This window comes from Raineyella sp. (genome assembly GCF_034933565.1).
GTDB lineage: Bacteria > Actinomycetota > Actinomycetes > Propionibacteriales > Propionibacteriaceae > Raineyella.
Genome location: NZ_JAYFNG010000033.1, coordinates 19958 through 43491, shown reverse-complemented (window position 1 = coordinate 43491; position 23534 = coordinate 19958). Strand labels below are relative to the sequence as shown.

Genomic DNA, 23534 nt, shown 5'->3' with positions numbered 1-23534 from the left:
CCGGGGCGCGCGCCGTCACTGACCCGGCTCGCGCAGGGAGCCCGGGAACGTGCCGGGCACGCCGGCGGTGATCCGGCTGCCGTCGCGGCGGACGCCGATCACCGTCTGCGGCGGCACCGGCCCGGGCACCAGCGGTCCCTGGTCGGCCAGCGGGACCCGGACGCAGGGCCGGTCCTCGCGCACCTCGTACGACTCGCCACGCACCTCGAAGGTCTCGTACGTCCCCTCCAGCAGCGTGACGGTCAGCGCGTCGCGGCGCAGCTCGATCCCGATCGAGCCGCCGCGGCGGCGCAGCCGGAAGGTCATCGAGTCCCAGCGTGCCGGCAGCCGGGGGTCGAAGGACAGCCTTCCGTGGTGGTCGCGCATCCCGGCGAACCCCGCGGTCAGCGCCAGCCAGACGCCCCCGGTGGAGGCGACGTGCACCCCGTCGGCGGTGTTGCCGTGCCGGTCGGCGAGGTCCACGAACAGGCCACCGTAGAAGTAGCGCAGGGCCAGTTCCTGGTAGCCGACCTCGGCGGCGATGATCGCCTGGACGACGCTGGACAGCGTCGAGTCGCCGGTGGTGATCGGGTCGTAGTACTCGAAGTCGGCCCGCTTCTGCTCCAGCGGGAACTGGTCGCCCTGCAGCAGCATCGCGAGCACGACGTCGGCCTGCTTGAGCACCTGGAAGCGGTAGAGCACCAGCGGGTGGTAGTGCAGCATCAGCGGGAACCGGTCGGGCGGTGTCGCGCCCAGGTCCCACACCTCGCGGTCGAGGAAGTGGGCGTCCTGGGGGTGCACGCCGATGTGGTCGTCGAACGGGATGGCCAGGTGGTCGGCGCACCGGCGCCACTCCTCCACCTCGTCCTCGCGCAGGCCGAGACGCTTGACCATCCGCTCGTACGCCTCCGGCCAGGCGGTGGCCAGGGTGGCCACGGCATCGCCGGCCAGCCACAGGTTGTGCCGGGCCATCACGTTGGTGAAGAGGTTGTCGTTGACCACGGTGGTGTACTCGTCCGGGCCGGTCACCGCGTGGATGTGGAAGACCTCGGCACCGTTGTCGGTCCAGAAGCCGAGGTCGGCCCACATCCGGGCGGTCTCGACCAGCACGTCGATGCCCTCGCGGAGCAGGAAGTCCACGTCGCCGGTGGCCTCGACATAGCGGTTCAGGGCGTAGGCGATGTCGGCATCGATGTGGTACTGCGCGGTGCCCGCCGCGTAGTAGGCGGAGGCCTCCTCGCCGTTGATCGTCCGCCACGGGTAGAGCGCGCCCCGGGTGGCCATCTCATCGGCGCGTCGGCGCGCGTCGTCCAGCATCAGGTAGCGGAACCGCAGGGCGTTGCGGGCCACCTCCGGCATGGTGTACGTGAGGAACGGCAGGACGTAGATCTCGGCGTCCCAGAAGTAGTGCCCCGAGTAGCCGGAGCCGGTGACACCCTTGGCCGGGATGCCGTACGTCTGGGTCAGTGCGGAGGCCTGGGCGAGCTCGAACAGGTTCCACCGGATCGCCTGCTGCAGCGCCGGGTCGGAGCCCACCACCACGTCGGCGTCCCGCCAGAACCCGTCGTACCAGGCGCGCTGGCCGGCCCGGTACTGCGCCACCCCGGTCACCATCGCCCGGTCCAGGGTGCGCCGGACCCGGTCGATCAGCTCGCGCACCGGCACGCTCCGCGAGGTGTGGTACGCGGCGTACTTGACCAGCCGGATCGGCCGGCCGCGCTCGGCGCGGACCCGCAGGATCACCTTCGCCACGTCGTCCTCGGACATGATCAGCGACTCACAGTCGTTGTCCGTCTCGACGGTGTGATCGATGCCGACGGTGAGCGTCATCCCCGACTCGGCCGCGCGGAAGCCGAGCATCGCCCGCAGGCCCTTGGTCCAGTTCATCTGCGGCTCGAGGACCCGCCGGTCCGGACCCTCCGCGCGGCGCGGGTCGAGCCCGTCCGCGGCCGACCGCATGTGGTACTCGTCCTGGCCGTCCTGGCGGTTGAGGATCTGGGAGGAGATCACCACCGGGGCGTCGGCGTCCAGCAGGGTGACCTCCATCGTCATCACCGCCAGGTGCCGCTCGGTCATGCACACCATCCGGGTGGTGTCGATCCGGACCGACTTACCGGCCGGGGTGCGCCAGATGATGTGGCGGCGCAGGACACCGTCGCGGAAGTCGACGGAGCGCTCGTACTCCTCGAGGTCGGCGACCGGGATGTTGATCGGCTCGTCGTCGACGTAGAGCTTCATCACCTTGGTGTCGGGCGCGTTGACGATCGTCTGCCCGACCCGGGCGAAGCCGTACGCCTCCTCGGCGTGCCGGATCGGCCAGGTCTCGTGGAACCCGTTGACGAAGGTGCCGTGTGCGAAGCTCTCCCGGCCCTCCTCCGGGTTGCCGCGCATGCCGAGGTAGCCGTTGCCGACCGCGAACAGCGTCTCGGTGCGGCCCAGGTCGGCCCGGTCCGGCCAGGTCTCCACCAGCCGCCACTCGTCGAGCGGGAACCGGGTCCGGTCCAGCGGATCGACCGGGTCCGGCGGCGTGTGGGCGTCCTGCGATGAGCGCATCGTGGTCCTCGCTTCGGGGTCAGGCGGTGGGGATGAGGTCGGCGAGGTCGGTGACCACGATGTCCGCCCCGGCCTCGCGCAGGGCGGGCTCGCCGACCCCGCGGTCCACCCCGACCACCAGCGCGAAGCCCCCGGCCCGCCCGGCGGCCACCCCGGACACCGCGTCCTCGACCACGACGGCCCTCCGCTCCGGCACGCCGAGCAGCCGGGCGGCGTACCGGTAGGTGTCGGGGGCGGGCTTGCCCGCCAGCTCGAGCTCGGCGGCGACCAGCCCGTCGACGACCACCGGGAACCGGTCGGCCAGGCCGGCCGCCCCGAGCACGGCGCGGGCGTTGCGCGAGGAGGAGACCAGGCCGACCCTGATGCCCCGGCCGGCCAACCAGTCCAGCAGCCGCACCGAGCCCGGGTAGCCGGCGATCCCGTCGCGGTGCAACACGGTCAGGAAGGCGTCGTTCTTCCGGTTGCCCAGGCCGTGGACCGTACGGGCCCCCGGCGGGTCGTCCGGGTCGCCCTCCGGCAGGGTGAGACCGCGGGAGGCGAGCACGGCGCGCACCCCGTCGGACCGTTGGCGCCCGTCGACGTGGGCGAAATAGTCGGCGTCGCTCCACGGCGCGACGTCCGGCGGCAGCGCGGCGGTGAACAGCTCGGCCCAGGCCCGCAGGTGGACCTCGGCCGTGGGGGTGATCACCCCGTCCAGGTCGAACAGTGCGGCATCGACAGAACGCCAGTCCATGGGCGTCACTGTAGGCCGCCGCACCGACTCAGCCACGACCGGGCCGGACATGCAGACCGACCTCGGGGTCGACCAGCACCTCCTGGGCGGCGGCCACCTCCCCGACCACCAGCGGCGCGTCGAGGGGGGTGGAGCGCTTCACCAGGGCGAGCGCGATCGGGCCCTGCTCGTGGTGGCGGGCCGAGGACCCGACGACACCGATCACCCGGTCCGGGTCGTCGCGCAGCGCGACCGGCTCGCCGTGACCCGGCAGCCGGTCCATCGACCCGTCCAGCTGCAGCCGGACCAGCCGACGCGGGGGCCGGCCGAGGTTCCACACCCGGGCCACCGTCTCCTGACCGGTGTAGCAGCCCTTGTCCATGTGCACCGCCCCGCCCAGCACGCCGATCTCGTTGGGGATGGTGCGCTCGTCGGTGTCCAGGCCGATCCGCGCGATCCCGGCGGCGATCCGCCGCGCCTCGTACGCCCACAGCCCGGCCCGGTGCGGCCGGTCCGTGAGCCGGTCCAGCGCCGCCCGGGGCAGGAACAGGTCGGTGCCGCCCAGCGAGTCGTCCGCACGGCGGGTGATCAGGGCCGCCGGGAAACCGGTGGGGTCCTCGACGGTCCAGACCACCGCCACCTCGGCCGTACGATCGGTGACCTCCACCCGGCTGAGGAACCGCATCCGGTCCAGGAACGCGACCAGGTCACCGACCCGGCCGGGCTCCGTGTGGCCCCACAGCACCTCGCCGTCGTCGACGAGGAACAGCGCGTGGTCGATGTGCCCGGTGGGGTCGAGGAGCAGTGCGGTGGTGCCGCGGTGCGGTGCCAGCGCGGTGAGGTGCTGGGTGGTGATGGCGTGCAGCCAGGTCAGCCGGTCCGGTCCCGCGACGGTGAACACCCCGCGGTGGGACAGGTCGACCCAGCCGGTGCCGGCGTCCAGAGCACGCTGCTCGCGGACCGGGTCGCCGCAGTGCACCACGGCCCCGGTGTCGAGGCCCGTGTCGGCGCGTACGAGTCCCATCGCCCCTCCTCAGACCGCGGTGCGCTTCAGCCGGGCCCACAGATAGGGCTGCAGCTCGTGCTCGGTGGTCGACCGGTCGAAGGTCCACAGCAGGTCGCCGTCGACCTGGCCGTAGAGCCGCTGCCCGCCGGTGTAGCCGGGGGCGGTGACCGTACGCGCGACGGCGTCGGTGACCAGCTCGATCTTCGCGCCCTCGATGTTGCCGAACCACACCTCGGACCACCCCTCCGGATGGCACATCACCACCTCGAGGGTCCGGTCGGCCTGCGGCCGCCAGAAGCCGGTCTCCATCGACCGCGGCGCCAGCGGGCGGCCGTCCGCGTCGGCGACGAACGTCTGCGAGAGGTAGTGCAGGTAGTCACCGCCGTTCTCGGTGAACTCGACCACCTGCCCGTACTCGAACTCACCCTCGCCGGGCCACTGGCCCTTGCCGGTGCCTTCCCAGCGGCCGATCATCCAGGCGATCGGCATCAGCGCGGGCGAGAGATCGGGGCGAATCTCGAACATGTCAGTTCCGTCCTTGTCGGGGAGGTTCAGGGCCTGTGCCTGAGCAGGCGGACGATCCCGTGGAGGGCCAGCAGGCCCACGAGCGCGCACAACCCGATCAGGAGTGCCGAGCAGAAGGTCGCCACCGGCCCAGTCTAGGGCGGCACACCAGCCGGGTAGGGTCGTCGGCGTGCGAGCGGTGGTCCAACGGGTCGGTGAGGCGTCGGTGACGGTCGGGGGACGGACGGTCGGTGCCGTCGAGGGCCCCGGACTGCTGGTCCTGCTCGGGGTCACCCACGACGACACCGAGGCGTACGCCCACCGGCTCGCGGAGCGGATCTGGAACCTGCGGATCATGGCCGAGGAGCGATCCTGCGCCGAGCTCGACGCGCCGATCCTGGTCGTCTCCCAGTTCACCCTCTACGCCGACACCCGCAAGGGCCGCCGGCCCGGATGGAGCGCCGCCGCCCCGCGCCCGGTCAGCGAACCGCTGGTCGAGTCGTTCGTCGCCGCGCTGCGCGACCTCGGCGCCCGGGTGGAGACCGGTGAGTTCGGCGCGATGATGCAGGTCTCGTCGATCAACGACGGGCCGGTCACGCTGATCCTGGACCAGCCCCCGCTGCCGCCACTGCGTTGAGCCGCGGGACCGCGGGGCGCTGAGCCGCGGGACCGCGGGGTCCTCACCCGCCGGCGAACGGCGGCAGCGCCTCCAGCTCGACGTCGTCGGTGAGCGGGCGGGTCCGGTCCGCCGGCCCCACCCGCCGGCCGTCGAGCAGGAAGGAGCACAGCCCGAGCACCCGGGCGAACTCGGCGTCCCCGCCGCGCCCGTGCTCGGCCAGGGCGATCGCGTCCTCGACGGTCGCCGCCTCGAACGTCTCGACGTCGACGCCGGCCGCCTCGCGCGCGCCGGCCCAGTATCGGATGGTGACCCTCGCCATGGGGACATCCTCCCACCCCGCCCCGGGCCCGGGCAGTCCCCCGGGCCCACCCGGGGCGGTGCCGGGGGACTGCCGCGATGTTCCGGGTGGGTTACAAGCCTGTTGCGCTCTGATGGCGTGGATCGGCGCGATCGACGCGCTGACACCGGGCGGCCGCGTCGGCGCCGCGCCGTCGGCGGTGATCCGGCATCACCGGCGGTCGCGGTCGCGGTACTTTTCTCCCGGGAGGTGGACACGGTGCTGCTACTGCTGATGACGACGCGCGGCGACACGGAGAGTGTGCTGCCGTCACTGGCCCTGCTGCCCCACCAGGTCGCCCTGGCGCCGCTCGAGGCGGCCGTCCTCCTGCACGCCCAGCTGCCGGACGTGATCCTCGTCGACGCCACCACGGCCCTCACCGCGGCCCGCGCCCTGACCCGGGTGATCGGGACCAGCGGCCGACACGCCCCGATCCTGCTGGTCACCGCGGAGGGCGGGCTGCCCGCCCTGTCCACCGACTGGGGGTTCGACGACTTCGTGCTGGCCAGCGCCGGGCCGGCCGAGCTCGAGGCGCGGCTGCGCCTGGTGACCTCGCCGGTCGGCCGCGACGAGGTGATCTCCGCGGGCAGCGTGACCATCGACGACGCCAGCTACGCGGCGTCGGTCAACGGCCAGCCGCTGGATCTCACCTACACCGAGTTCGAGCTGCTGAAGTACCTGTTGCAGCACCCCGGGCGGGTGTTCAGCCGCGAGCAGCTCCTCGCCGACGTCTGGGGCTACGACTACTTCGGCGGTACCCGTACGGTCGACGTCCACGTCCGGCGGCTGAGGGCCAAGCTGGGCCCCGAGCACGAGGGCATCATCGGCACCGTCCGCAACGTCGGCTACCGCCTGGTCCCGGAGGGCGGCAACCAGTAGCACCCGGTGGCGGCGCCCGGTGACAGTGGGCATCCCGGCGGCCGGACCGGCCGGGGAGGCTGGACCCGCCTGCCGGGGCTGGCTACGGTGACCACATGCCCTACGAGCCGCAGCTCCTCGACGACCTCGACGACACCCAGCGGGCGCTGGTGCTGGCCCTCGCGGCGGAGGTGACCGCGGTCGACGGGACGGACCCGCTCAACGAAGCCGCCCGGATGAGCCTCGAGCCCGGGGTGCACACCGCCCGGCACGTCCTGGTGATCGGCCCGGCCGGACCCGAGGCGTACGCCAATCTGCTCCGCACCGGCGACCTGGAGACGATCCAGCTCGCCGTGGCGCCGGAGGCGCGGTTCACCGGGATCGGCTCCGCCGTCCTGGACATCGCACTGGCGGCGGTGCCGGACGGGGCCACCGGGGCGTTGTGGGCCTTCGGCGACCTGCCCGGTTCGCGCGCGTTCGCCGATGCCCGGCAGCTGCGCCCGGCCCGCGAACTGCTGGTGATGGAGACCCCGCTGGACGACATCCGCCCGGCCCGGCCGCCCGAGGGGGTGACGATCCGCGAGTTCCGGCCCGCGGACCGGGCCGCGCTGCTCGACATCAACGCCCGCGCCTTCGCCCACCACCCGGAGCAGGGCGCGATGGACGCCGCGGACTTCGCGGCCCGCAGCGCCGAGCCGTGGTTCCGGATGCAGGACCTCCTGGTCGCCGAGCGCGACGGGCGGCTGGTCGGCTTCCACTGGACGAAGCGCCACGACACCGCCCTGTGGGAGGTGTACGTGCTGGCCGTCGACCCGGACGTCCACGGCGGGGGTGTCGGCAAGGCCCTGTTGCGCGCGGGGATGCGCCACATGGCCGACGAGCACGGCCAGCGGGTGCTGCTCTACGTCGAGGGCGATCAGCAGGCGGCGATGGGGCTCTACCGGGCGCACGGCTTCCGGACCACCCACAAGGACGTGATGTACGTCCCCGCCTGACCGATCGCACACCCTAGGATGGACCCCGCCCGGTGCCCGATCAGGCACCGATCCCCGCGAGAACAGGCCTCACCCCCCATGAGCAGTCCGAGCCCGAGTCCGGTGCTGGCCGCCGGTGCCGTCGTGCTCCGTCCGTCGCCGACCGTCGAGGGCGGCACCGAGGTGCTCGTCGTCCACCGCCCCCGCTACGACGACTGGTCGCTGCCGAAGGGGCACGTGGATGCCGGCGAGCAGCTGCCGGTGACGGCCGTCCGGGAGGTGCGCGAGGAGACCGGCTGGCAGGTGCGGCTCGGCGCCCGGCTGGACACCACCGCCTATCCGGTGAACGGCCTGCCCAAGGAGGTCCACTGGTGGGTCGGCCACCCGGTCGGCGACGGGGCGCTGCCGACCGACGACGAGACCGACGACGTCCGCTGGGTGGCGACCGACGAGGCGGCCCGGATGCTGACCTTCGACTCCGACCGCTGTCTGGTCCGCCAGGCCGTCGAGCGACATGACCTGGTGCCCTTCGTCGTCGTCCGGCATGCCAAGGCGCTGACCCGGGCGAAGTGGGGCCGGGAGGACCGCCGCCGGCCGCTGACCGGCCGCGGCGAGCGGCAGGCCCTGGCCCTCGTCCCGCTGCTCGGCGCCTTCGGTGTCCGGGCCCTGGACAGCTCCCGGGCCGTACGCTGCACCGACACCCTGGCCCCCTACGCGGCGGCCGCCGGACTGACGACGACGACCCACGCCGAGTTCGACGAGGACGCCGCCGGGTCCGGCGCGGCCGCGCGGACGACCCGGGAGCTGGCCGTCCGGGCCGGGACCGGGGCACTGCCCACCGCCGTCTGCGGACACCGGCCGGTGCTGCCGACCATGCTGGCCGCCCTCGGGGTCGCCGACCGGCCGTTCGGCACCGCCGACGTCCTGGTCACCTACGTCACGGCCGAGGGCGTGGACGCGGTCGCACCGGACCACTTCGAGATGCCCGAGGAGGGCTGAGTCGGGGTCGACGGGACGGGTACGTGACCGAATCGTGACCGCAACGGGCTCGCTGTTCACCCTGGGTTCACCCCAGCAACGACATTGCGTCACCGCCCCGGCCTAACGTCCCGCTCAGGGACCACCCCGTACGGCCCCTGCTCGACACTCATCATCCCGAAGGGAATTTCGTGAAGATCTCGCGAGTCGGCGCTTCCGTCGCTGCTGCCACCGCTCTGGTCCTCGGCCTGTCGGCCTGCTCCACCTCCGCCCAGCCCGGTGCCTCCGCCTCGAAGACGGCGGGCGACCTGACCGGGACCCTGTCCGGCGGTGGCTCGTCCGCCCAGGAGTCCGCTGTGACCGCCTGGATCGACGGCTTCAAGAAGGCCCAGCCCGGTGTGACGGTCCAGTACAACCCGGTCGGCTCCGGCTCCGGTCGTACCGGCTTCCTCAACGGTCAGTACCTGTTCGCCGGCTCCGACGCCGCGCTGAAGTCCGACGAGTGGGAGAAGTCGAAGGCCATCTGCGGCACCGACGGTGCCTTCAGCGTCCCGGCCTACATCTCGCCGATCGCCGTGGCCTACAACCTGCCCTCGGTGAAGCAGAACATCCAGATGGACGCCGCCACCATCGCCAAGATCTTCGCCGGCAGGATCACCACCTGGAACGACCCGGCGATCGCCGACCAGAACCCGGGCGTCGCCCTGCCGAACACCAAGATCACCGTCGTGCACCGGGCCGATGACTCGGGCACCACGCAGAACTTCACCGACTACCTGAGCCAGGCCGCCCCCGACGCGTGGCCGGACAAGGCCGCCCAGACCTGGCCCGCCAAGTACACCGGCCAGGAGTCGGCGCAGCAGACCACCGGTGTGGTCTCCCTGGCCCAGTCGACCGAGGGCGCCATCGTCTACGCCGACGCGTCGGCGATCGGCAGCCTGGGCACCGTCGCCGTCAAGGTCGGCGACAGCTACGTCAAGTACTCCCCGGAGGCCGCGGCCAGGACCGTCGCCGCCGCGAAGAAGGTCGGTGGCCAGGCCCCGCAGGACATGGCCGTCAAGATCGACCGCACCTCGAAGGACGCCACGGCCTACCCGATCGTGCTGCTCTCCTACCACATCTACTGCACCACCTACAAGGACCAGGCGACCGCTGACCGGGTGAAGGCCTTCGGGACGTACGCCCTGTCGGCCGAGGGTCAGCAGGCCGCCGCCGACGCCGCCGGCTCCGCCCCCCTCTCGGGTGACACCGAGAAGGAAGCCCTGGCCGCGATCGCCTCCATCAAGAACGCCTGATGCACCAGGAGTCACCATCCGTGATAGAATGATCAACCGGACAGCCGTCGAGCGCCTCCTGGCGCCCGACGGCTGTCCGTCGTCCCCCGTCCTGTCACTCCCACACCAGCAAAGGAGGGAAGCATGTCCGAGAGCACTGTGACTCCCCCCGACACGCCAGGAGACCTGGCCCGCGGCGGCGCCGCAGGGCGGGCGAGCGACAGGATCTTCAACGGCCTGACACTGGGCGCCGGCATCCTCATCTTCGTCGTGCTCGCCCTGGTCACCCTGTACCTGATCTTCCAGTCGTTGCCGGCGATGACCGCAGCGCCGTCCCAGCTGTCCAGCGGCACGTCCTTCTGGGCCTACGTCGGCCCGCTGGTGGTGGGCACGCTGATCGCGGCGTTCATCGCGCTGCTGGTCGCCACCCCGGTCGCCATCGGTGTCGCGCTGTTCATCTCGCACTACGCCCCGGCCCGGATCTCGAAGACCGTCGGGTACGTCATCGACCTGCTCGCCGCGATCCCCTCGGTCGTCTACGGCGCCTGGGGCTTCACCGTCTTCGGCCCGGCGTTGGTGCCCGGCTACAAATGGCTGCACGAACACCTCGGCTTCATCCCGCTCTTCGGCACCCCGTCCACCACGGGTCGTACGTTGCTGACCGCCGCGCTCGTCCTGGCCGTGATGATCCTGCCGATCATCACCTCCCAGTGCCGCGAGATCTTCCTGCAGACGCCGAGCCTCCACCAGGAGGCCGCGCTCGCCCTGGGCGCCACCAAGTGGGACATGATCCGGGCCTCGGTCTTCCCGTTCGCCCGCAACGGCATCGTGTCCGCCCTGATGCTCGGCCTGGGCCGGGCGCTCGGCGAGACCATGGCCGTCACCCTGGTGCTCTCCCGCGGAGCCCTCACGCCCAACCTGATCGGGGCCGGCAACAACACCATCCCGGCCGAGATCGCGCTGAACTTCCCCGAGGCGTACGGGATGCGTCAGAGCGAGCTGATCGCCGCCGGTCTGGTCCTGTTCATCATCACCCTGCTGGTGAACATGATCGCGCGCTGGATCGTGCGCCACTACGCCGAGTTCTCGGGAGCCAACTGATGTCCACGCTCACCCAGTCCCCGCACGAGACGCCCCGGCCCCAGCGGTCGGCCGGCCCGGCCAGGACCCTCACCGCCGGCCGGGCGCCCCGCTGGTCCCGCCCGGCAGCCCTCGGGGGTGCCATCGTCATCGGCCTGGTCGTCTCGCTCCTCCTCGGGTGGACCTGGACCGGGTTCGCCGTCGTCACCGCGCTGGCCTTCCTGCTCGGCCACAGCGCCTGGGCGTACGTCACCGCGGGCCCGCGCCACGCCCTCGACACCTTCTGGGGAACACTGGTGTGGCTGGCCTTCTTCCTGGCGCTGGTCCCGCTGGTCTCGATCATCTGGACGGTCGTCTCGGTCGGCGCCCCGGCCCTGCTCCACCCCGGCTTCCTGATCAGCGACATGTCCTCGGTGTCCGGCGTCGCGGACCGCGCCACCGTCCAGCGCGGCGCGCCGCTGATGGGTGGCATCCAGCACGCGCTGATCGGCTCGCTGCTGATCACCGTCGCCGCCACGGTGATCTCGGTCCCGATCGGGCTGCTCACCTCCATCTGGCTGGTCGAGTACAGCCACGGCGGCTGGTTCACCCGGACGATCACCTTCCTGGTGGACGTGATGACCGGCATCCCGTCGATCGTCGCCGGCCTGTTCGCCGCCGGCATCATGCTGACCTTCTTCGACTGGGCCAACGGCGGCATCTCCGGTGGCCGCCAGATCATGGGCATCACCGCGGCGATCGCCCTGTCGGTGCTGATGATCCCGGTGGTCGTCCGCTCCACCGAGGAGATGCTGCGGGTCGTCCCGAACGAGCTGCGCGAGGCGTCGTACGCCCTGGGCATCCGCAAGTGGCGGACGATCTTCAAGGTGGTCATCCCGACGGCCATCTCCGGCATCGCCTCCGGCATCACCCTGGCCATCGCCCGGGTGGTCGGTGAGACGGCACCGATCCTGGTCACCGCCGGTGTCGCCACCCAGGTGAACTGGAACCTCTTCAACGGCTGGATGATGACCCTACCGGTGTACATCTACCGCCAGCTGATGAACCCGACGGCACCCGCCGCCGCCCAGCCGTCGACGGACCGCGCCTGGGGTGCGGCCCTGGTGCTGATCATCGTGGTGATGCTCCTCAACCTCGCCGCCCGCATCATCGCCCGTCGGTTCGCGCCGAAGACCTCGGGCCGCTGAGCTCCGACAGACACGAAGGAAAGCAATGTCCAAGCGAATCCAGGCCAAGGACGTCAACGTCTACTACGGCGACTTCCTCGCCGTCGAGGGCGTCGACATCGAGATCGAGCCGCGCACCGTCACCGCGTTCATCGGGCCCTCGGGCTGTGGCAAGACCACCTTCCTGCGCAGCATCAACCGGATGCACGAGGTGATCCCCGGGGCCCGCGTCAGCGGTCAGCTGCTGCTCGACGACGACGACATCTACGGTCCCGGGGTCGACCCGGTCAACGTCCGCGGCATGGTGGGCATGGTCTTCCAGCGGCCGAACCCGTTCCCGACGATGTCGATTCGCGACAACGTGCTCGCCGGGTACAAGATCAACGGCCGGCGGCTCAGCCCCTCACGCGCCGACGAGATCGTCGAGCACTCGCTGACCGGCGCGAACCTGTGGAACGAGGTGAAGGACCGTCTCGACAAGCCCGGCTCCGGCCTGTCCGGCGGCCAGCAGCAGCGCCTCTGCATCGCCCGGACGATCGCCGTCGAGCCCGAGGTGATCCTGATGGACGAGCCGTGCTCCGCGCTCGACCCGATCTCCACCCTCGCCATCGAGGACCTGATCGAGGAGCTCAAGGAGCAGTACACCGTCGTGATCGTGACCCACAACATGCAGCAGGCGGCCCGCGTCTCCGACCGGACCGGCTTCTTCAACATCGCCGGCACCGGCAAGCCGGGCCACCTGGTGGAGTACGACGACACCGAGCGGATCTTCTCCAATCCTGCCAACAAGCAGACCGAGGACTACGTCTCCGGCCGCTTCGGCTGATCCGTACGCACAGCAGCACGCCGACACGCCAGCACGCCGGGCCAGGGGTCCAGGGGTCGGTCCCGGGGAGGACCGGCCCCCGACTCGTACACTCGGGGCGTGAGCACACAGCCGGGCTGGTACCCCGATCCCTCCGGTGCCCCGGGCAGGTACCGGTTCTGGGACGGCGCGCGGTGGACCACCGCCGTGTCCCGGGACCCGTTCTCCCCGCCGCCCGGCGCCACCCCACCCGGCGGGCCCACCCCGTCACCCGGGCCGACCGGGTCGCGGCCCCGGGCGGCCGGTTGGTGGCTGGCCGCCGCGGCGATCGTCGTGGTGATGGCGCTGGTCGTCGTGGGCGTCGTCCGCCTCGCCGGGACGTTGGCCCCGTTCACCTCCGCCGGTGGCCAGGCGACCACCCAGGTCTGTCCGCCGGCCACCGGGCAGACCCCGACCGCTTCGGCCCAGCCGCAGGACGGCCGGGTGCACGGCGGGAAGTTGTCCTTCCCGCAGCTGGCCGCCCCGTTCGGTGCGGTGCTACCGGCGCCCGACGTGCCGTTCGCCCGGGACACCCACCAGCAGGAGGTGCTGGTGCAGCCCGATTTCGACGGTCGGGGCAGCTCCTGGGTGGCGACCGTGATGGTCGGCGACCTCTACGCCGGTGACGGCTTCTTCAGCCCGCAGGACGGCTCCCGGATCGTCGTCGACTGCGTCATCGGCCGCTTCTACGGCAACGCGCAGGTCACCCGTGCCGATGTCCGCAACGAGGCCACCACGATCGACGGCCACGACGCCTGGCTGGTCGAGTCGAAGCTCTCCTTCGATCTGCGGGGGCTCGACACCAAGGGTGAACGGTTGATCGTGGCGATCGTCAGCACCGGGCCGTCCAGCTCGGGCATCTTCTACGCCTCCATCCCCGACACCACGCCCACGCTGCTCGAGCCCGCTCGGCAGGCCCTGGCCGGTCTGCGGGTGGACGGCTGAGCCCCGGCACCCGGGCCCGGCGGGGCTCAGTCCGGCCGGGCTCAGGCGGGCCGGCAGGAAGCGAGGTGCCGGTGGGCCTTGAGGTCGAGGACCCGTACGGTGGCGGCCCGGACCTTGGCCGCAAAGGCCGGGTCGGCGCCGGCCCGGTCGGCGAGGGCGCCGGCCATGTCGTCGGCCAGTTTCGGGTCGACCGTCACCGCGATGTCGCCGCCGGCGTCGACGAAGCGTACGGCCCGCTCCCCCGCCGGCACGGACGCGACCTGTGCCGCCACGCCGAGGTCGTCGGAGATCACCACGCCCTGCCAGCCGAGGTCACCGCGCAGCATGTCCTCGATCACCACCGGCGACCAGAGGGCGGGGTGGGTGGGGTCGATCCGGGTGTAGCGCGCCGAGGACACCATCACCATGTCGGTGCCGGCGCCGATCCCCGCGGCGAAGGGGGCCAGCAGCGGGTCGTGGCGGGTCGTCCGGGTGTCGGTGACGTCGTTGGTGACGTCAGTGTTGCCGACCACCTGTCCCAGGCCGGGGAAGTGCTTCACCGCCGTCGCGGTGCCGCCGTCGCGCATCCCGGTGACGAAGGCGGCCACGTGGCTGCTGACCGTGGCGGGGTCGTGTCCGAAGCCGCGGCCGTAGCGGGCGATCGGCTGGTTGACCGAGGCGAGGTCGGGCGGGACGACGTCGGCCACCGGAGCCAGATCGACGTCGACGCCGGCCCGGTGCAGGTCGGCGCCCCACTGGCGGGCCGACGCGGTCAGCGTAGCGGTGCTCATCCGACCCTGCTCGGCCGCCGACGGCATCGCCGCGAAGCCCGGGCCGGACAGCCGCTTCACCTGCCCGCCCTCCTGATCCGCGGCGATCAGCGGGCCCGGCGTGTCGGTGCCGGCCGCCCGACGCAGCGCGTCGGTGACCGACCGCACCTGGGTCACCCCACCGTCGGTGGTGTTCATCAGCAGCACCCCGCCGAGCCGCTGGGAGCGGATCAGCTCCCCCGCCGCGGGGGTGTTGTCGTTCCTGAGGTCGTAGCCCACCATCACGAGCTGGCCGGCCTGCTGGGCCGGGGGCATCGCGTCGACGGCCAGTCGGCAGCTGTCGGCGGGCAGCACGCTCGGCACCGCGGGAGCGCCGGACGGCGACGCCGGCACGGAGGCGGACGCGGAGCCGGCGGCGGTGGGGCCGGACGGCGTCGGTACCGCGGTCGGCGACGGGCCGGTGCTGCCGGCGCAGGAGGCCAGGCCGATCGCGGCGACCGCGAGGCCCACCGACAGCAGGGCGCGGCGCAGCGGTGAGCGGGAGACGTGGCGGGTCATGTCGATCACTGCCAGGGCAGGGCGAGCAGGGCGTTCTCGACGACCTCGGGCAGCGCCGGGTGGATCCAGTACTGGCCGCGAGCGAGGGTGCGGGCGTCGAGGTCGAAGCTCATCGCCTGCAGCAGCGGCTGGATCAGCACCGAGGCCTCCGGACCGACCAGGTGGGCCCCGAGCAGCCGGCCGGTGGCGGGGTCGGCGAGCAGCTTGCAGAAGTGTCCGCGGTCCTCCATCGCCCAGCCGTACGCGACGTCGGCGTAGTCCTGGGTGGCGGTGACGTAGCGGATGCCCTGTTCGCGGGCGGCCTGCTCGGTCAGGCCGACGGCGGCCACCTGCGGCCGGCCGAAGACGGCGTGCGGGACGAACCGGTGGTCGGTGGTGACCGGGTCGTCGGGGTGCAGCAGGTTGTGCTGCACGGTGCGCGCCTCCGCGTTCGCGACGTGCTTGAGCTGGTAGGGCGAGGAGACGTCGCCGAGCGCCCAGATCCCCTCGACACCGGTGCGCTGCTCGGCGTCGACCGGGATGCGGCAGTCGTCGGTCAGGGTCAGCCCGGTCGCCTCGACGCCCAGGGTGTCGCCGTTCGGGATCCGCCCGATCGCCACCAGCACCAGGTCGGTGTCGTACGCACGCGGACCGCTCGGTCCGGTCGCGGTGACCCTGATCCGGCCGCCCGGCAGCGGCGCGAAGGAGTCGAGGTGCTGGGCGAGGTGGACGTGGCCGCGCTCGGAGACCAGCTGGGTCACCCGCCGGGCGACGTCCTCGTCCTCGTGGTGCAGCAGCGTGCCGGACCGGTTGAGGATGGTGACGTCGACGCCGAAGGACGCAAAGACGTGGGCGAACTCCAGACCGACGAACCCGCCGCCGAGGATGACCATCTCGCGGGGCAGCTCGTCGATCCGCATCACCGTCTCACTGGTGTGCAGCACCACCCGGTCCGCCCCCGGGACCTGCGGCAGCCGGACCCGGGAGCCGGCGGCGATGACGATCCGGTCGGCGGTGAGGTCCTGTACGCCACCGTCCGCCCCGGTCACCTGCAGGGCCCGCGGACCGGTGAACCGGGCCCGGCCCGTCAGCAGCTCGACGTTCGCCAGGCCACCGGCGCGCCAGTCGCGGCCGGCGGCCGAGATCGGGTCGATCCGGCCGAAGATCCGGTCCCGGATGTCGCGCCAGCGCACCGCGTCGAGACGCAGATCGACACCGAGGGCGCGGGCGTGGTCGGCACCGGCAGCGAGGTCGGCCGGGTGGACGTACATCTTCGTCGGGATGCAACCGAGATTGAGGCAGGTGCCGCCGAAGACCCGGTCCGGGCCGACGCCGGCGTCGATGATGGCGACCCTGCGGTCGGCGAACCGTTCGTCCACGATGCTGTTGCCGGAGCCGGTGCCGATCACACACAGGTCGAAATGACGCATGGGCCCCACTGTAGTGACTGCGGTCACGACCGGCCGGCGACGACCGGCGCCCACCTAGAGTGGGGGCATGCTCTGGGCCGAGAACCTCCTGCTGCTGCTCACCGACCAGCGCACCGGCCGCCTGGTCGTCCCCTGGAACATGGCGGACCTGGCGCTGGCCGGGTCGGTGCTGGGGCAGCTGTGGCGGACCGGTCGGATCGACGTCGATGACCCCGACCGGCCGCAGCGGCCGGGCCGGATCCGGGTGCTGGACGCCTCCCCGACCGGCGACGATGTGCTGGACCGGGTGCTGGCCTCCCTGTCCGGGGCGGACCGGCGGCCGGTGGCGGCCGTCCACCGGATCAAGGCGGGCATCCGCCGGGCCCTCTACGAGCGGCTGGAGCAGCGCGGCGTGGTGTCGCACCGGGTCGGCCGGGTGCTGGTGATGGTGCCGATCGACGAGTGGCCGTCACGTACGCCCGACGCCCGCGAGCCGTTCGAGGAGCGGCTCGGGCACTGGTGGACCTCGGCCACCTACCGGGAGGCGACCGGCGACATGGAGTGTGCCTCCACCACCGCACTGCTCAGTGCGATCGGTGCGGTGGCGCCGGTGGCGCGCCGGATGGGGCTCACCCCACGGGTGCGGTCGATCCGGCGACTCGCGGCGCAGGTCCGGGAGGCCTCCTGGGTGGCGAGCACCGTCCACCGGATCCGGGCCGCCCAGCAGGCCTCGGCGGCCTGACCAGGCCTGGCGGCGATCTGACCGACCCGGCCGGCTGACGGACCGGTGACCGGGCCGTCAGCTCAGCGGCCGGGGTACGCGCTCAGATGCCGGCGTACGAGTGCAGGCCGGAGAAGATCAGGTTCACGCCGATGAAGTTGAACCAGAACGCGACCAGCACGATGATCGACAGGATCGCGGCCCGGGTGCCCTTCCAGCCGGCGGTCAGCCGGGCGTGCAGGTAGGCGGCGACGATCACCCAGGTGACCAGGGAGAAGGTCTCCTTCGGGTCCCAGCCCCAGAACCGGCCCCAGGCGTACTGGGCCCAGACCGCGCCGGCGGCCACGGCGAACGTCCACAGCGGGAAGCCGATGGCGGTGGTCCGGTAGGCCCACAGGTCGAGCGTCTTCGGGCCGGGCAGCTGGGCCAGCCAGCCGCGGGTGGCGCCCTTCTCGTCGGAGCGGCGGCGCAGCAGGTAGAGGATCGACAGCAGGCTGCCGAGGTTGAACAGCGCGCCGGCGATGGAGGCGGCGACGATGTGCACGACGAACCACATCGAGTGCAGGGCGGGCACGAGGTCGGCCACCGCGACGTAGAAGACCTCGACGGCGAGTCCGACCCCGATGGTGGCCAGCAGGGTCACCGGCAGACCGAGCCAGCGCATCCGGAAGCGCTGCGCCAGCACCAGATAGGCCAGCACGATGAACGCGATCGTGGTGATCGTGAACTCGTACATGTTGCCCCAGGGGAACCGCTGCGCGGCGATGCCACGGAAGATCGCGCCGAGGGCGTTGCTCAGCCAGGCGATCCCGGTGAGGGCCATCGCCAGCCGGCCCCAGCGGTCGCTCTGCTCCGGGGCGGGAGCGGGGGCGCTCTCCACCGAGGTGCGTACGCTGTGCGGCGTGCCGGTCCCGGCGGGGGTGACGGGCGCGCCGGCGCCGACCAGGACGGCCTCCGCCTCGGCCGGCGCCTTCTCGGTGGCGGCCTTCTCGTCGACCGTCGCCTCGGCGGGCACCCGGCGGGCCATCGCCCATTCGACGCCGAAGACGGCCATGGCCACCAGGTACAGCAGCCAGGCGGTCATCATCGCCAGGTTCGAATAGGCCGCGAAGTCCATCTATTCCATCCCTTCGGACGTCTGGGGTACATCCTCCCCCGGATCATCCATCACCGCCAGCACCGCCGCCACTTCGTCGTCGAGTCCGGTCCGTGCATCGGCACGGTCCAGGCCGCCGATCTCGACCAGGGTGCGGCCGTCACCGTCCGCGGTGGCCCGGGCCCAGATCCGGCGGGGCCGGATGAACAGCGACAGCATCAGTCCCAGGATCGCGGCGGCGACCGACCCGACGGTGAGCGGCAGGCCCGGGCTGGAGGACACCTGCAGCTTGGCCCAGCGCTGCCAGCCGACGAAGGTCAGCCGGCCACGGCCGTCGGGCAGGTCGAAGTACTCCCCCTCCTTGAGGCGTACGGCGACCGGCTTGCCCTCGGCGTCCTTGATCTGGGTCATCGCGGTGGTGTCGAGCGTGTAGACACTCGACGGGGTCCCGGTCTCCGGCCGGGGCGTCCCGGCCCAGGCGTTGAGGAAGAGCTGGGGCACCAGGGCGTCGGGGAACAGCGAGTGCGGGCCCTTCATGTCGACCGTCGCGGTTGGCAGGAAGAAGCCCTGGAAGCCGAGGGTCTCGGGCCGGGCGTCGGGGGCCTTGATCGCGCCGGTGGAGGTGAAGTTGCCGTCCTGGGGCAGGAACACCACCGGGCCGTTGAACGCGACGTTGCCGTTCCCGTCGGTGACCGTCACCACCGGGGCGTACCCGTGGGCGATCAGGTGCACGTCGGTGCCGTTGACCGACAGCGGATGGTTGACCTCGAGGGTCTCGGGGTGCGGGGTGGCGCCGGGCCGGTCGGTGACCGTCACCTTCGCGGTGAACTGCCGGGCCGCGCCGGTCTGCACCGGGCCGGTCTCGAACCGTACGGTGAAGGCGTCCAGGGTCAGCGAGAACGGCGCCAGCGAGCTGTCCCGGAACAGCCCGCCGCCGGTGAAGTCGTCGTACTGGGTGACGTTGTTGGAGAAGCCCTGGCCGGTCACCACGATCGAGGAGCCCTTGTAGCCGAACAGGGTGCTCCAGGCGATGCCGACCAGCAGCACCAGCATGCTCAGGTGGAACAGCAGGTTGCCGAACTCGCGCAGGTAGCCCCGCTCGGCGGCCACCGAGCCATCCCGGCGGACGACCCGGAAGCGCTTGCGGCGCAGCACCGCCGCGGCCGCGTCGAGCACCTCGTCGGCACTCCGGGCGGTGCTGGTGGTCGCCGACTCGGGCAGCCGGTCCAGCCGGCTCGGGGTGGCCGGGGGCTCGGCCCGCAGGGCCCGCACGTAGACCCGGATCCGCGGCAGGATGCAGCCGATCAGCGAGATGAACAGCAGCAGGTAGATCGCCGAGAACCACGGCGAGGTGTAGACGTTGAACAGCCCGAGCGCGTCGTAGATCTTGGACAGCTGCGGGTTCGCGCTGCGGAAGTCCAGCACCTTGGCCGGGGCGATCGCCTTCTGCGGCACGATCGCTCCCGGGATGGCCGCCAGGGCGAGCAGGAAGAGCAGCACCAGGGCGGTCCGCATCGACGTCAGCTGGGTCCAGATCCAGCGGCCGGTCTCCCGCAGCGTCAGTGCCGCCGGCTTCTCGGCCGGGGTCCGGGGCTGCTTCGGCTTCCGGGCCCGGCGGCGTCCCGCGGTCGTCGCAGCCCCCGCCTCGGTCCCCCGCGCGTCGCCCGCCGGCCTGTCCTCGCTCACACCCGCTCCCTCGTTCACAGCACTCTCCGCCACGCCGCCCTGTCCCACACCGCTCCGTCCCACGCCGGTCACAGCACGGTCCCGAAGCCGGCGGCCCAGATCCGCATCAACCCCATCAGGCGTTCCCACAGCCCGGTCACCAGCAGCACACCGACGACCACCATCGAGATCCCGCCGATCCGCAGCACCGCCAGCTGGTGGCGGCGGACGAAGCCGACGACCGCCTGCATCCGGGTGAAGGCCAGCGCCGCCACCACGAACGGGATGCCGAGCCCCAGCACGTACATGAACGCCAGCAGGCCACCCCGCACCGCGCTGCCCTCGTTCATCGCCAGGGTGAGCACCATCGACAGGGTGGGGCCGATGCACGGCGTCCAGCCCAGGCCGAAGACGAAGCCCAGCACCGGCGCCGCCGCCAGGCCGGCCCGCGGCAGCCGGTGGATCCGCAGGTCCCGGTCGCCCAGCGGGATCACCCCGGCGAACATCAGCCCGAGCACGATCGCCAGCACCCCGATCACCCGGGAGATCATGTCCTGGTAGGTGAGCAGGACCCGGCCCAGGGTGCCGGCGGCGACCCCGGCCGCGACGAACACGACGGCGAAGCCCAGCACGAACAGCGAGCTGCCGAGCAGCATCCGGCCGCGGTGGCTGCGCCCGTCCTGGAGCACGTCGGCCGCCCCCAGGCCGGTGGCGTACGACAGGTAGCCCGGCAGCAGCGGGACGACGCACGGGGAGAAGAAGGACACCAGACCGGCCAGCGCCGCCACCGGGATCGCCAGCAGCATCGACCCGCCGACCGCCTGGGTCGCCCACCCGGCGAGGTCCAGCGGGATCACTTGCCGGCCGCCACGTCGTCGATGACGCCGACCAGGGTCGCCTCGGTGGTCTTGCCGATGATCCGGGCCGCGACCCTGCCGTCCTTGTCCACCACCAGGGTGGACGGGATGCCCGAGGGCGGCAGCTGGCTGGAGAACTCCAGCAGCAGCTTGCCGGACGGGTCGTAGATGCTGGGATAGCCGATCCCGAAGCTGCGGACGAACGCCTTGGCCGGGATCGGGTCGAGGTCACGGGTGTTCAGCCCGATGAAGTCGGCCCGGTCCCGGGTCGCCGCGGCGGCCCGGACGAGGTCGGGCGCCTCGGCCCGACAGGGCGCGCACCACGAGCCCCAGACGTTGAGCACCAGCACCTTGCCGGCCGATGCCTTGGTGGTCAGGGCGGTCTGCTCGTCGCCGAGCGTCGGGCCGCTGACCACCGGGGCCACCGGCCGCTTGGCCACCGGCAGGATGGTCACGCCCCCGTCGCCGCTGACGAAGCCGCCCTGGGTGGAGGCGGTGGAGTCGTTCGTACGGCCCCCGCAGGCGGCCAGCGAGCCGGCCAGCGCCACCGACAGCAGCGTGGCCGCGAGGGCCCGCGCGGTGCGGGAGACCCGGCGGAGGCGAGGGACCCGGGAGGCCCGAGGGACACGGGAGACGCGAGGATCAGGCACCGGCGACGAACCCCTTCCGCTGCTTGACCGGGAGCAGGTCCCGGCACGGTTCGGCGTATCCGACGAACCGGATCGCCCCGTCGGTCACCTCCAGCGTGGTCACCGAGGCGAGCGTGCACTCGCGGCGCAGCGGGTTGTGCACCAGGTGCTGGCCCGCCGCGCTGCGCCGGGCCATCCAGATCGGCAGCTGGTGGGAGACGATGACCGCCTCGTGCCCGTCGGCGGCGACGGCCGCGTCCCGGATCGCCGCCGACATCCGCTGCACCTGCGTCGCGTACGGCTCGCCCCAGGAGGGCCGCAGCGGGTTGACCAGGTAGTGCCACAGCCGCGGGTCGCGCAGGTCGGAGTCGAGGCCGTTGAGGACGTGACCCTGGAGGTGGTTCCAGGCCTCGATCACCCGCTCGTCGGTCACCACCGGCAGGGTGGCGTGCGCCGCGGCGATCGGGGCCATCGTCTCCTGGGCCCGCTCCAGCGGCGAGACGCGCAGGTGGGCGAGGTCACGCCCGGTGAAGTGCTCCCCCAACCGGTCGGCCATCGCCCGGCCGAGGTCGGAGAGGTGGTAGTCGGGCAGTCGCCCGTAGAGGACGTGCTCGGGGTTGTGCACCTGGCCGTGACGGCAGAGGTGGACGAGGGCGTGGGTCATCGTGGCTCCCGGTCGGCTCGGCGCGTCAGGCGGCGGTCATCGCGAGCCGGGCGGCCGCGGCGGCCCGGGGCAGCGCGTCGAGGATGCGGTCCATCGCCGCGTCGTCGTGGGCGGCGGACAGGAACCAGGCCTCGAAGCAGGACGGGCCGAGATAGACGCCGTTGTCGAGCAGGGCGTGGAAGAAGGCCGCGAAGACGTCCTGGCGCTGCGTCGAGGAGACCGACCAGTCGGGCACCGCGGTGACCCCCTCGGGGGTGAAGAACACCGAGAAGAGGTTGCCGGAGTGCTGGATGACGTGCGGCACCTGGAAGGCATCGAGGGCCTTGCCGATCTCGGCGCGCAGCAGCGCGGAGCTGGCGTCGATCTGGGCGTACACCTCGTCGGTGGCCAGCCGCAGCGTGGTGAGCCCGGCGGCGGTGGCGACCGGATTGCCGGACAGCGTGCCCGCCTGGTAGACCGGGCCGACCGGGGACAGCTGCTGCATCAGGTCGGCGCGACCGCCGAAGGCCGCGGCCGGGAAGCCGCCGCCCATCACCTTGCCGAAGGTCATCAGATCGCCGTGCTGGCCGTCGAGGCCCCACTGGCCGGAGCGGGAGACCCGGAAGCCGGTCATCACCTCGTCGGTGATCAGCAGGGCGCCGTGGGCGTGGGCGATCCGGGCCAGGAAGGCGGTGAAGTTCTCCCCGTCGACCTCGGCGGGCGGCACGACGCCCATGTTGCCGGCGGCGGCCTCGGTGATCACGCAGGCGATCTCCTCGCCGTGCTCGGCGAAGGCCCGCTCGACCCCGGCCCGGTCGTTGTAGCCGCAGACGATGGTGTCGGCGGTGGTGGCCGCCGTGACGCCCGGGGACGACGGGTGACCGAGGGTCGCGGCACCGGAGCCGGCGGCGACGAGCAGCGAGTCGACGTGGCCGTGGTAGCAGCCCTCGAACTTGATCACCTTGTCCCGGCCGGTGGCGCCGCGGGCCAGCCGCAGGGCGGACATCGTCGCCTCGGTGCCGGAGTTGACCAGCCGGACCTGCTCGACCGGGGTGCGGGCGATGATCTCGGCGGCCAGGTCGACCTCGGCGCCGGTCGGGGCGCCGAAGGAGGTGCCGTCCGCGGCCGCCCGGGCGACCGCGTCGAGCACCTCGGGATGCGCGTGCCCCAGCAGCATCGGCCCCCAGGAGCCGACCAGGTCGACGTACTCGTTGCCGTCGACGTCGGTGACGTACGCCCCCCTGGCCGACCGGATGAACCGCGGCGTGCCACCGACGGCGCGGAAGGCGCGCACCGGGGAGCTCACCCCACCCGGGATCACCTTCGCGGCGCGCTCATAGAGAGCGGCTGACTCCTCGGTGGACAACGACGGCATCGATCGGACCTCCTGCAGGGTGGC

Annotated in this window: 23 protein-coding genes; 10 read left to right on the top strand and 13 right to left on the bottom strand. The window is 72.4% G+C overall.

Annotation, left to right across the window (positions count from 1 at the left end; genetic code table 11):
• Nucleotides 1-15: 15 nt before the first annotated feature.
• Genes VB059_RS10355 through VB059_RS10340 form a run of 4 tightly spaced genes read right to left on the bottom strand, consistent with a single transcriptional unit; the run spans nt 16 to nt 4775 of the window.
• Nucleotides 16-2532 carry a glycoside hydrolase family 65 protein gene (locus tag VB059_RS10355; RefSeq protein WP_323421944.1) on the bottom strand — a complete coding sequence of 839 codons (2517 nt, stop codon included), beginning with the start codon at nt 2530-2532 and terminating at the stop codon, nt 16-18.
• 19 nt (nt 2533-2551) lie between these two features.
• The gene (locus VB059_RS10350) at nt 2552-3265 is read right to left on the bottom strand and encodes an HAD-IA family hydrolase (protein WP_323421943.1); all 714 of its coding nucleotides are present in this window, start codon (nt 3263-3265) and stop codon (nt 2552-2554) included.
• A gap of 28 nt (nt 3266-3293) precedes the next feature.
• Nucleotides 3294-4268 carry a folate-binding protein gene (locus tag VB059_RS10345; RefSeq protein ID WP_323421942.1) on the bottom strand — a complete coding sequence of 325 codons (975 nt, stop codon included), beginning with the start codon at nt 4266-4268 and terminating at the stop codon, nt 3294-3296.
• Nucleotides 4269-4277: 9 nt separating this feature from the next.
• Nucleotides 4278-4775 (bottom strand): FABP family protein, encoded by a 498-nt coding sequence (locus tag VB059_RS10340; RefSeq protein ID WP_323421941.1) that lies wholly within the window; start codon nt 4773-4775, stop codon nt 4278-4280.
• Nucleotides 4776-4944: 169 nt separating this feature from the next.
• Here VB059_RS10340 and dtd point away from each other — a divergent pair, with 169 nt between their 5' ends.
• A complete protein-coding gene (dtd, locus tag VB059_RS10335) occupies nt 4945-5391 on the top strand; it encodes a D-aminoacyl-tRNA deacylase (RefSeq protein ID WP_323421940.1) in 447 nt (148 codons plus the stop codon).
• Between the two features lie 43 nt (nt 5392-5434).
• On the opposite strand, the gene VB059_RS10330 is transcribed toward dtd, so the two are convergent.
• Nucleotides 5435-5692 (bottom strand): MoaD/ThiS family protein, encoded by a 258-nt coding sequence (locus VB059_RS10330; protein WP_323421939.1) that lies wholly within the window; start codon nt 5690-5692, stop codon nt 5435-5437.
• Between the two features lie 237 nt (nt 5693-5929).
• Here VB059_RS10330 and VB059_RS10325 point away from each other — a divergent pair, with 237 nt between their 5' ends.
• From VB059_RS10325 to VB059_RS10290, 8 genes are all read left to right on the top strand, one after another.
• Entirely contained in the window at nt 5930-6589 is a 660-nt protein-coding gene (locus VB059_RS10325; protein ID WP_416339539.1) for a winged helix-turn-helix domain-containing protein, read from the top strand.
• Nucleotides 6590-6684: 95 nt separating this feature from the next.
• Nucleotides 6685-7563: a mycothiol synthase gene (mshD, locus tag VB059_RS10320; protein WP_323421937.1), complete on the top strand. Its 879-nt coding sequence runs from the start codon at nt 6685-6687 to the stop codon at nt 7561-7563.
• Between the two features lie 78 nt (nt 7564-7641).
• Nucleotides 7642-8541: an NUDIX hydrolase gene (locus VB059_RS10315; protein ID WP_323421936.1), complete on the top strand. Its 900-nt coding sequence runs from the start codon at nt 7642-7644 to the stop codon at nt 8539-8541.
• 170 nt (nt 8542-8711) lie between these two features.
• On the top strand, nt 8712-9815 hold the full coding sequence (gene pstS, locus VB059_RS10310) for a phosphate ABC transporter substrate-binding protein PstS (protein WP_323421935.1): 1104 nt from the start codon (nt 8712-8714) through the stop codon (nt 9813-9815).
• Nucleotides 9816-9938: 123 nt separating this feature from the next.
• Nucleotides 9939-10895, top strand: coding sequence for a phosphate ABC transporter permease subunit PstC (pstC, locus tag VB059_RS10305; RefSeq protein WP_323421934.1), 957 nt, complete (start codon nt 9939-9941; stop codon nt 10893-10895).
• Complete coding sequence (gene pstA, locus VB059_RS10300) at nt 10895-12061, top strand: phosphate ABC transporter permease PstA (protein ID WP_323421933.1); 1167 nt, start codon at nt 10895-10897, stop codon at nt 12059-12061. Before pstC ends, pstA begins: the two co-directional genes overlap by 1 nt.
• 25 nt (nt 12062-12086) lie before the next feature.
• A complete protein-coding gene (gene pstB / locus VB059_RS10295; protein WP_323421932.1) occupies nt 12087-12866 on the top strand; it encodes a phosphate ABC transporter ATP-binding protein PstB in 780 nt (259 codons plus the stop codon).
• A 99-nt stretch (nt 12867-12965) separates the two neighbouring features.
• Nucleotides 12966-13829, top strand: coding sequence for a DUF2510 domain-containing protein (locus VB059_RS10290; protein ID WP_323421931.1), 864 nt, complete (start codon nt 12966-12968; stop codon nt 13827-13829).
• A 41-nt stretch (nt 13830-13870) separates the two neighbouring features.
• Here VB059_RS10290 and VB059_RS10285 read toward each other — a convergent pair whose 3' ends face one another.
• Entirely contained in the window at nt 13871-15136 is a 1266-nt protein-coding gene (locus VB059_RS10285) for a glycoside hydrolase family 3 N-terminal domain-containing protein (protein WP_323421930.1), read from the bottom strand.
• A 5-nt stretch (nt 15137-15141) separates the two neighbouring features.
• Nucleotides 15142-16545, bottom strand: coding sequence for a mycothione reductase (locus VB059_RS10280; RefSeq protein ID WP_323421929.1), 1404 nt, complete (start codon nt 16543-16545; stop codon nt 15142-15144).
• Between the two features lie 67 nt (nt 16546-16612).
• On the opposite strand from VB059_RS10280, the gene VB059_RS10275 reads away from it, so the two are divergent.
• Entirely contained in the window at nt 16613-17266 is a 654-nt protein-coding gene (locus tag VB059_RS10275; protein WP_323421928.1) for a GOLPH3/VPS74 family protein, read from the top strand.
• Between the two features lie 82 nt (nt 17267-17348).
• On the opposite strand, the gene ccsB is transcribed toward VB059_RS10275, so the two are convergent.
• The 6 genes from ccsB to hemL form a co-directional block, all read right to left on the bottom strand.
• Nucleotides 17349-18362 (bottom strand): c-type cytochrome biogenesis protein CcsB, encoded by a 1014-nt coding sequence (gene ccsB / locus VB059_RS10270; protein WP_323421927.1) that lies wholly within the window; start codon nt 18360-18362, stop codon nt 17349-17351.
• Entirely contained in the window at nt 18363-19856 is a 1494-nt protein-coding gene (gene resB, locus VB059_RS10265) for a cytochrome c biogenesis protein ResB (protein ID WP_416339542.1), read from the bottom strand.
• A gap of 239 nt (nt 19857-20095) precedes the next feature.
• Nucleotides 20096-20812, bottom strand: coding sequence for a cytochrome c biogenesis CcdA family protein (locus VB059_RS10260; protein ID WP_323421947.1), 717 nt, complete (start codon nt 20810-20812; stop codon nt 20096-20098).
• A 47-nt stretch (nt 20813-20859) separates the two neighbouring features.
• Nucleotides 20860-21420, bottom strand: coding sequence for a TlpA family protein disulfide reductase (locus tag VB059_RS10255; RefSeq protein ID WP_416339541.1), 561 nt, complete (start codon nt 21418-21420; stop codon nt 20860-20862).
• An 85-nt stretch (nt 21421-21505) separates the two neighbouring features.
• Entirely contained in the window at nt 21506-22156 is a 651-nt protein-coding gene (locus tag VB059_RS10250) for a histidine phosphatase family protein (protein ID WP_323421924.1), read from the bottom strand.
• A 25-nt stretch (nt 22157-22181) separates the two neighbouring features.
• Complete coding sequence (hemL, locus tag VB059_RS10245; protein WP_323421923.1) at nt 22182-23510, bottom strand: glutamate-1-semialdehyde 2,1-aminomutase; 1329 nt, start codon at nt 23508-23510, stop codon at nt 22182-22184.
• Between the last annotated feature and the right edge of the window lie 24 nt (nt 23511-23534).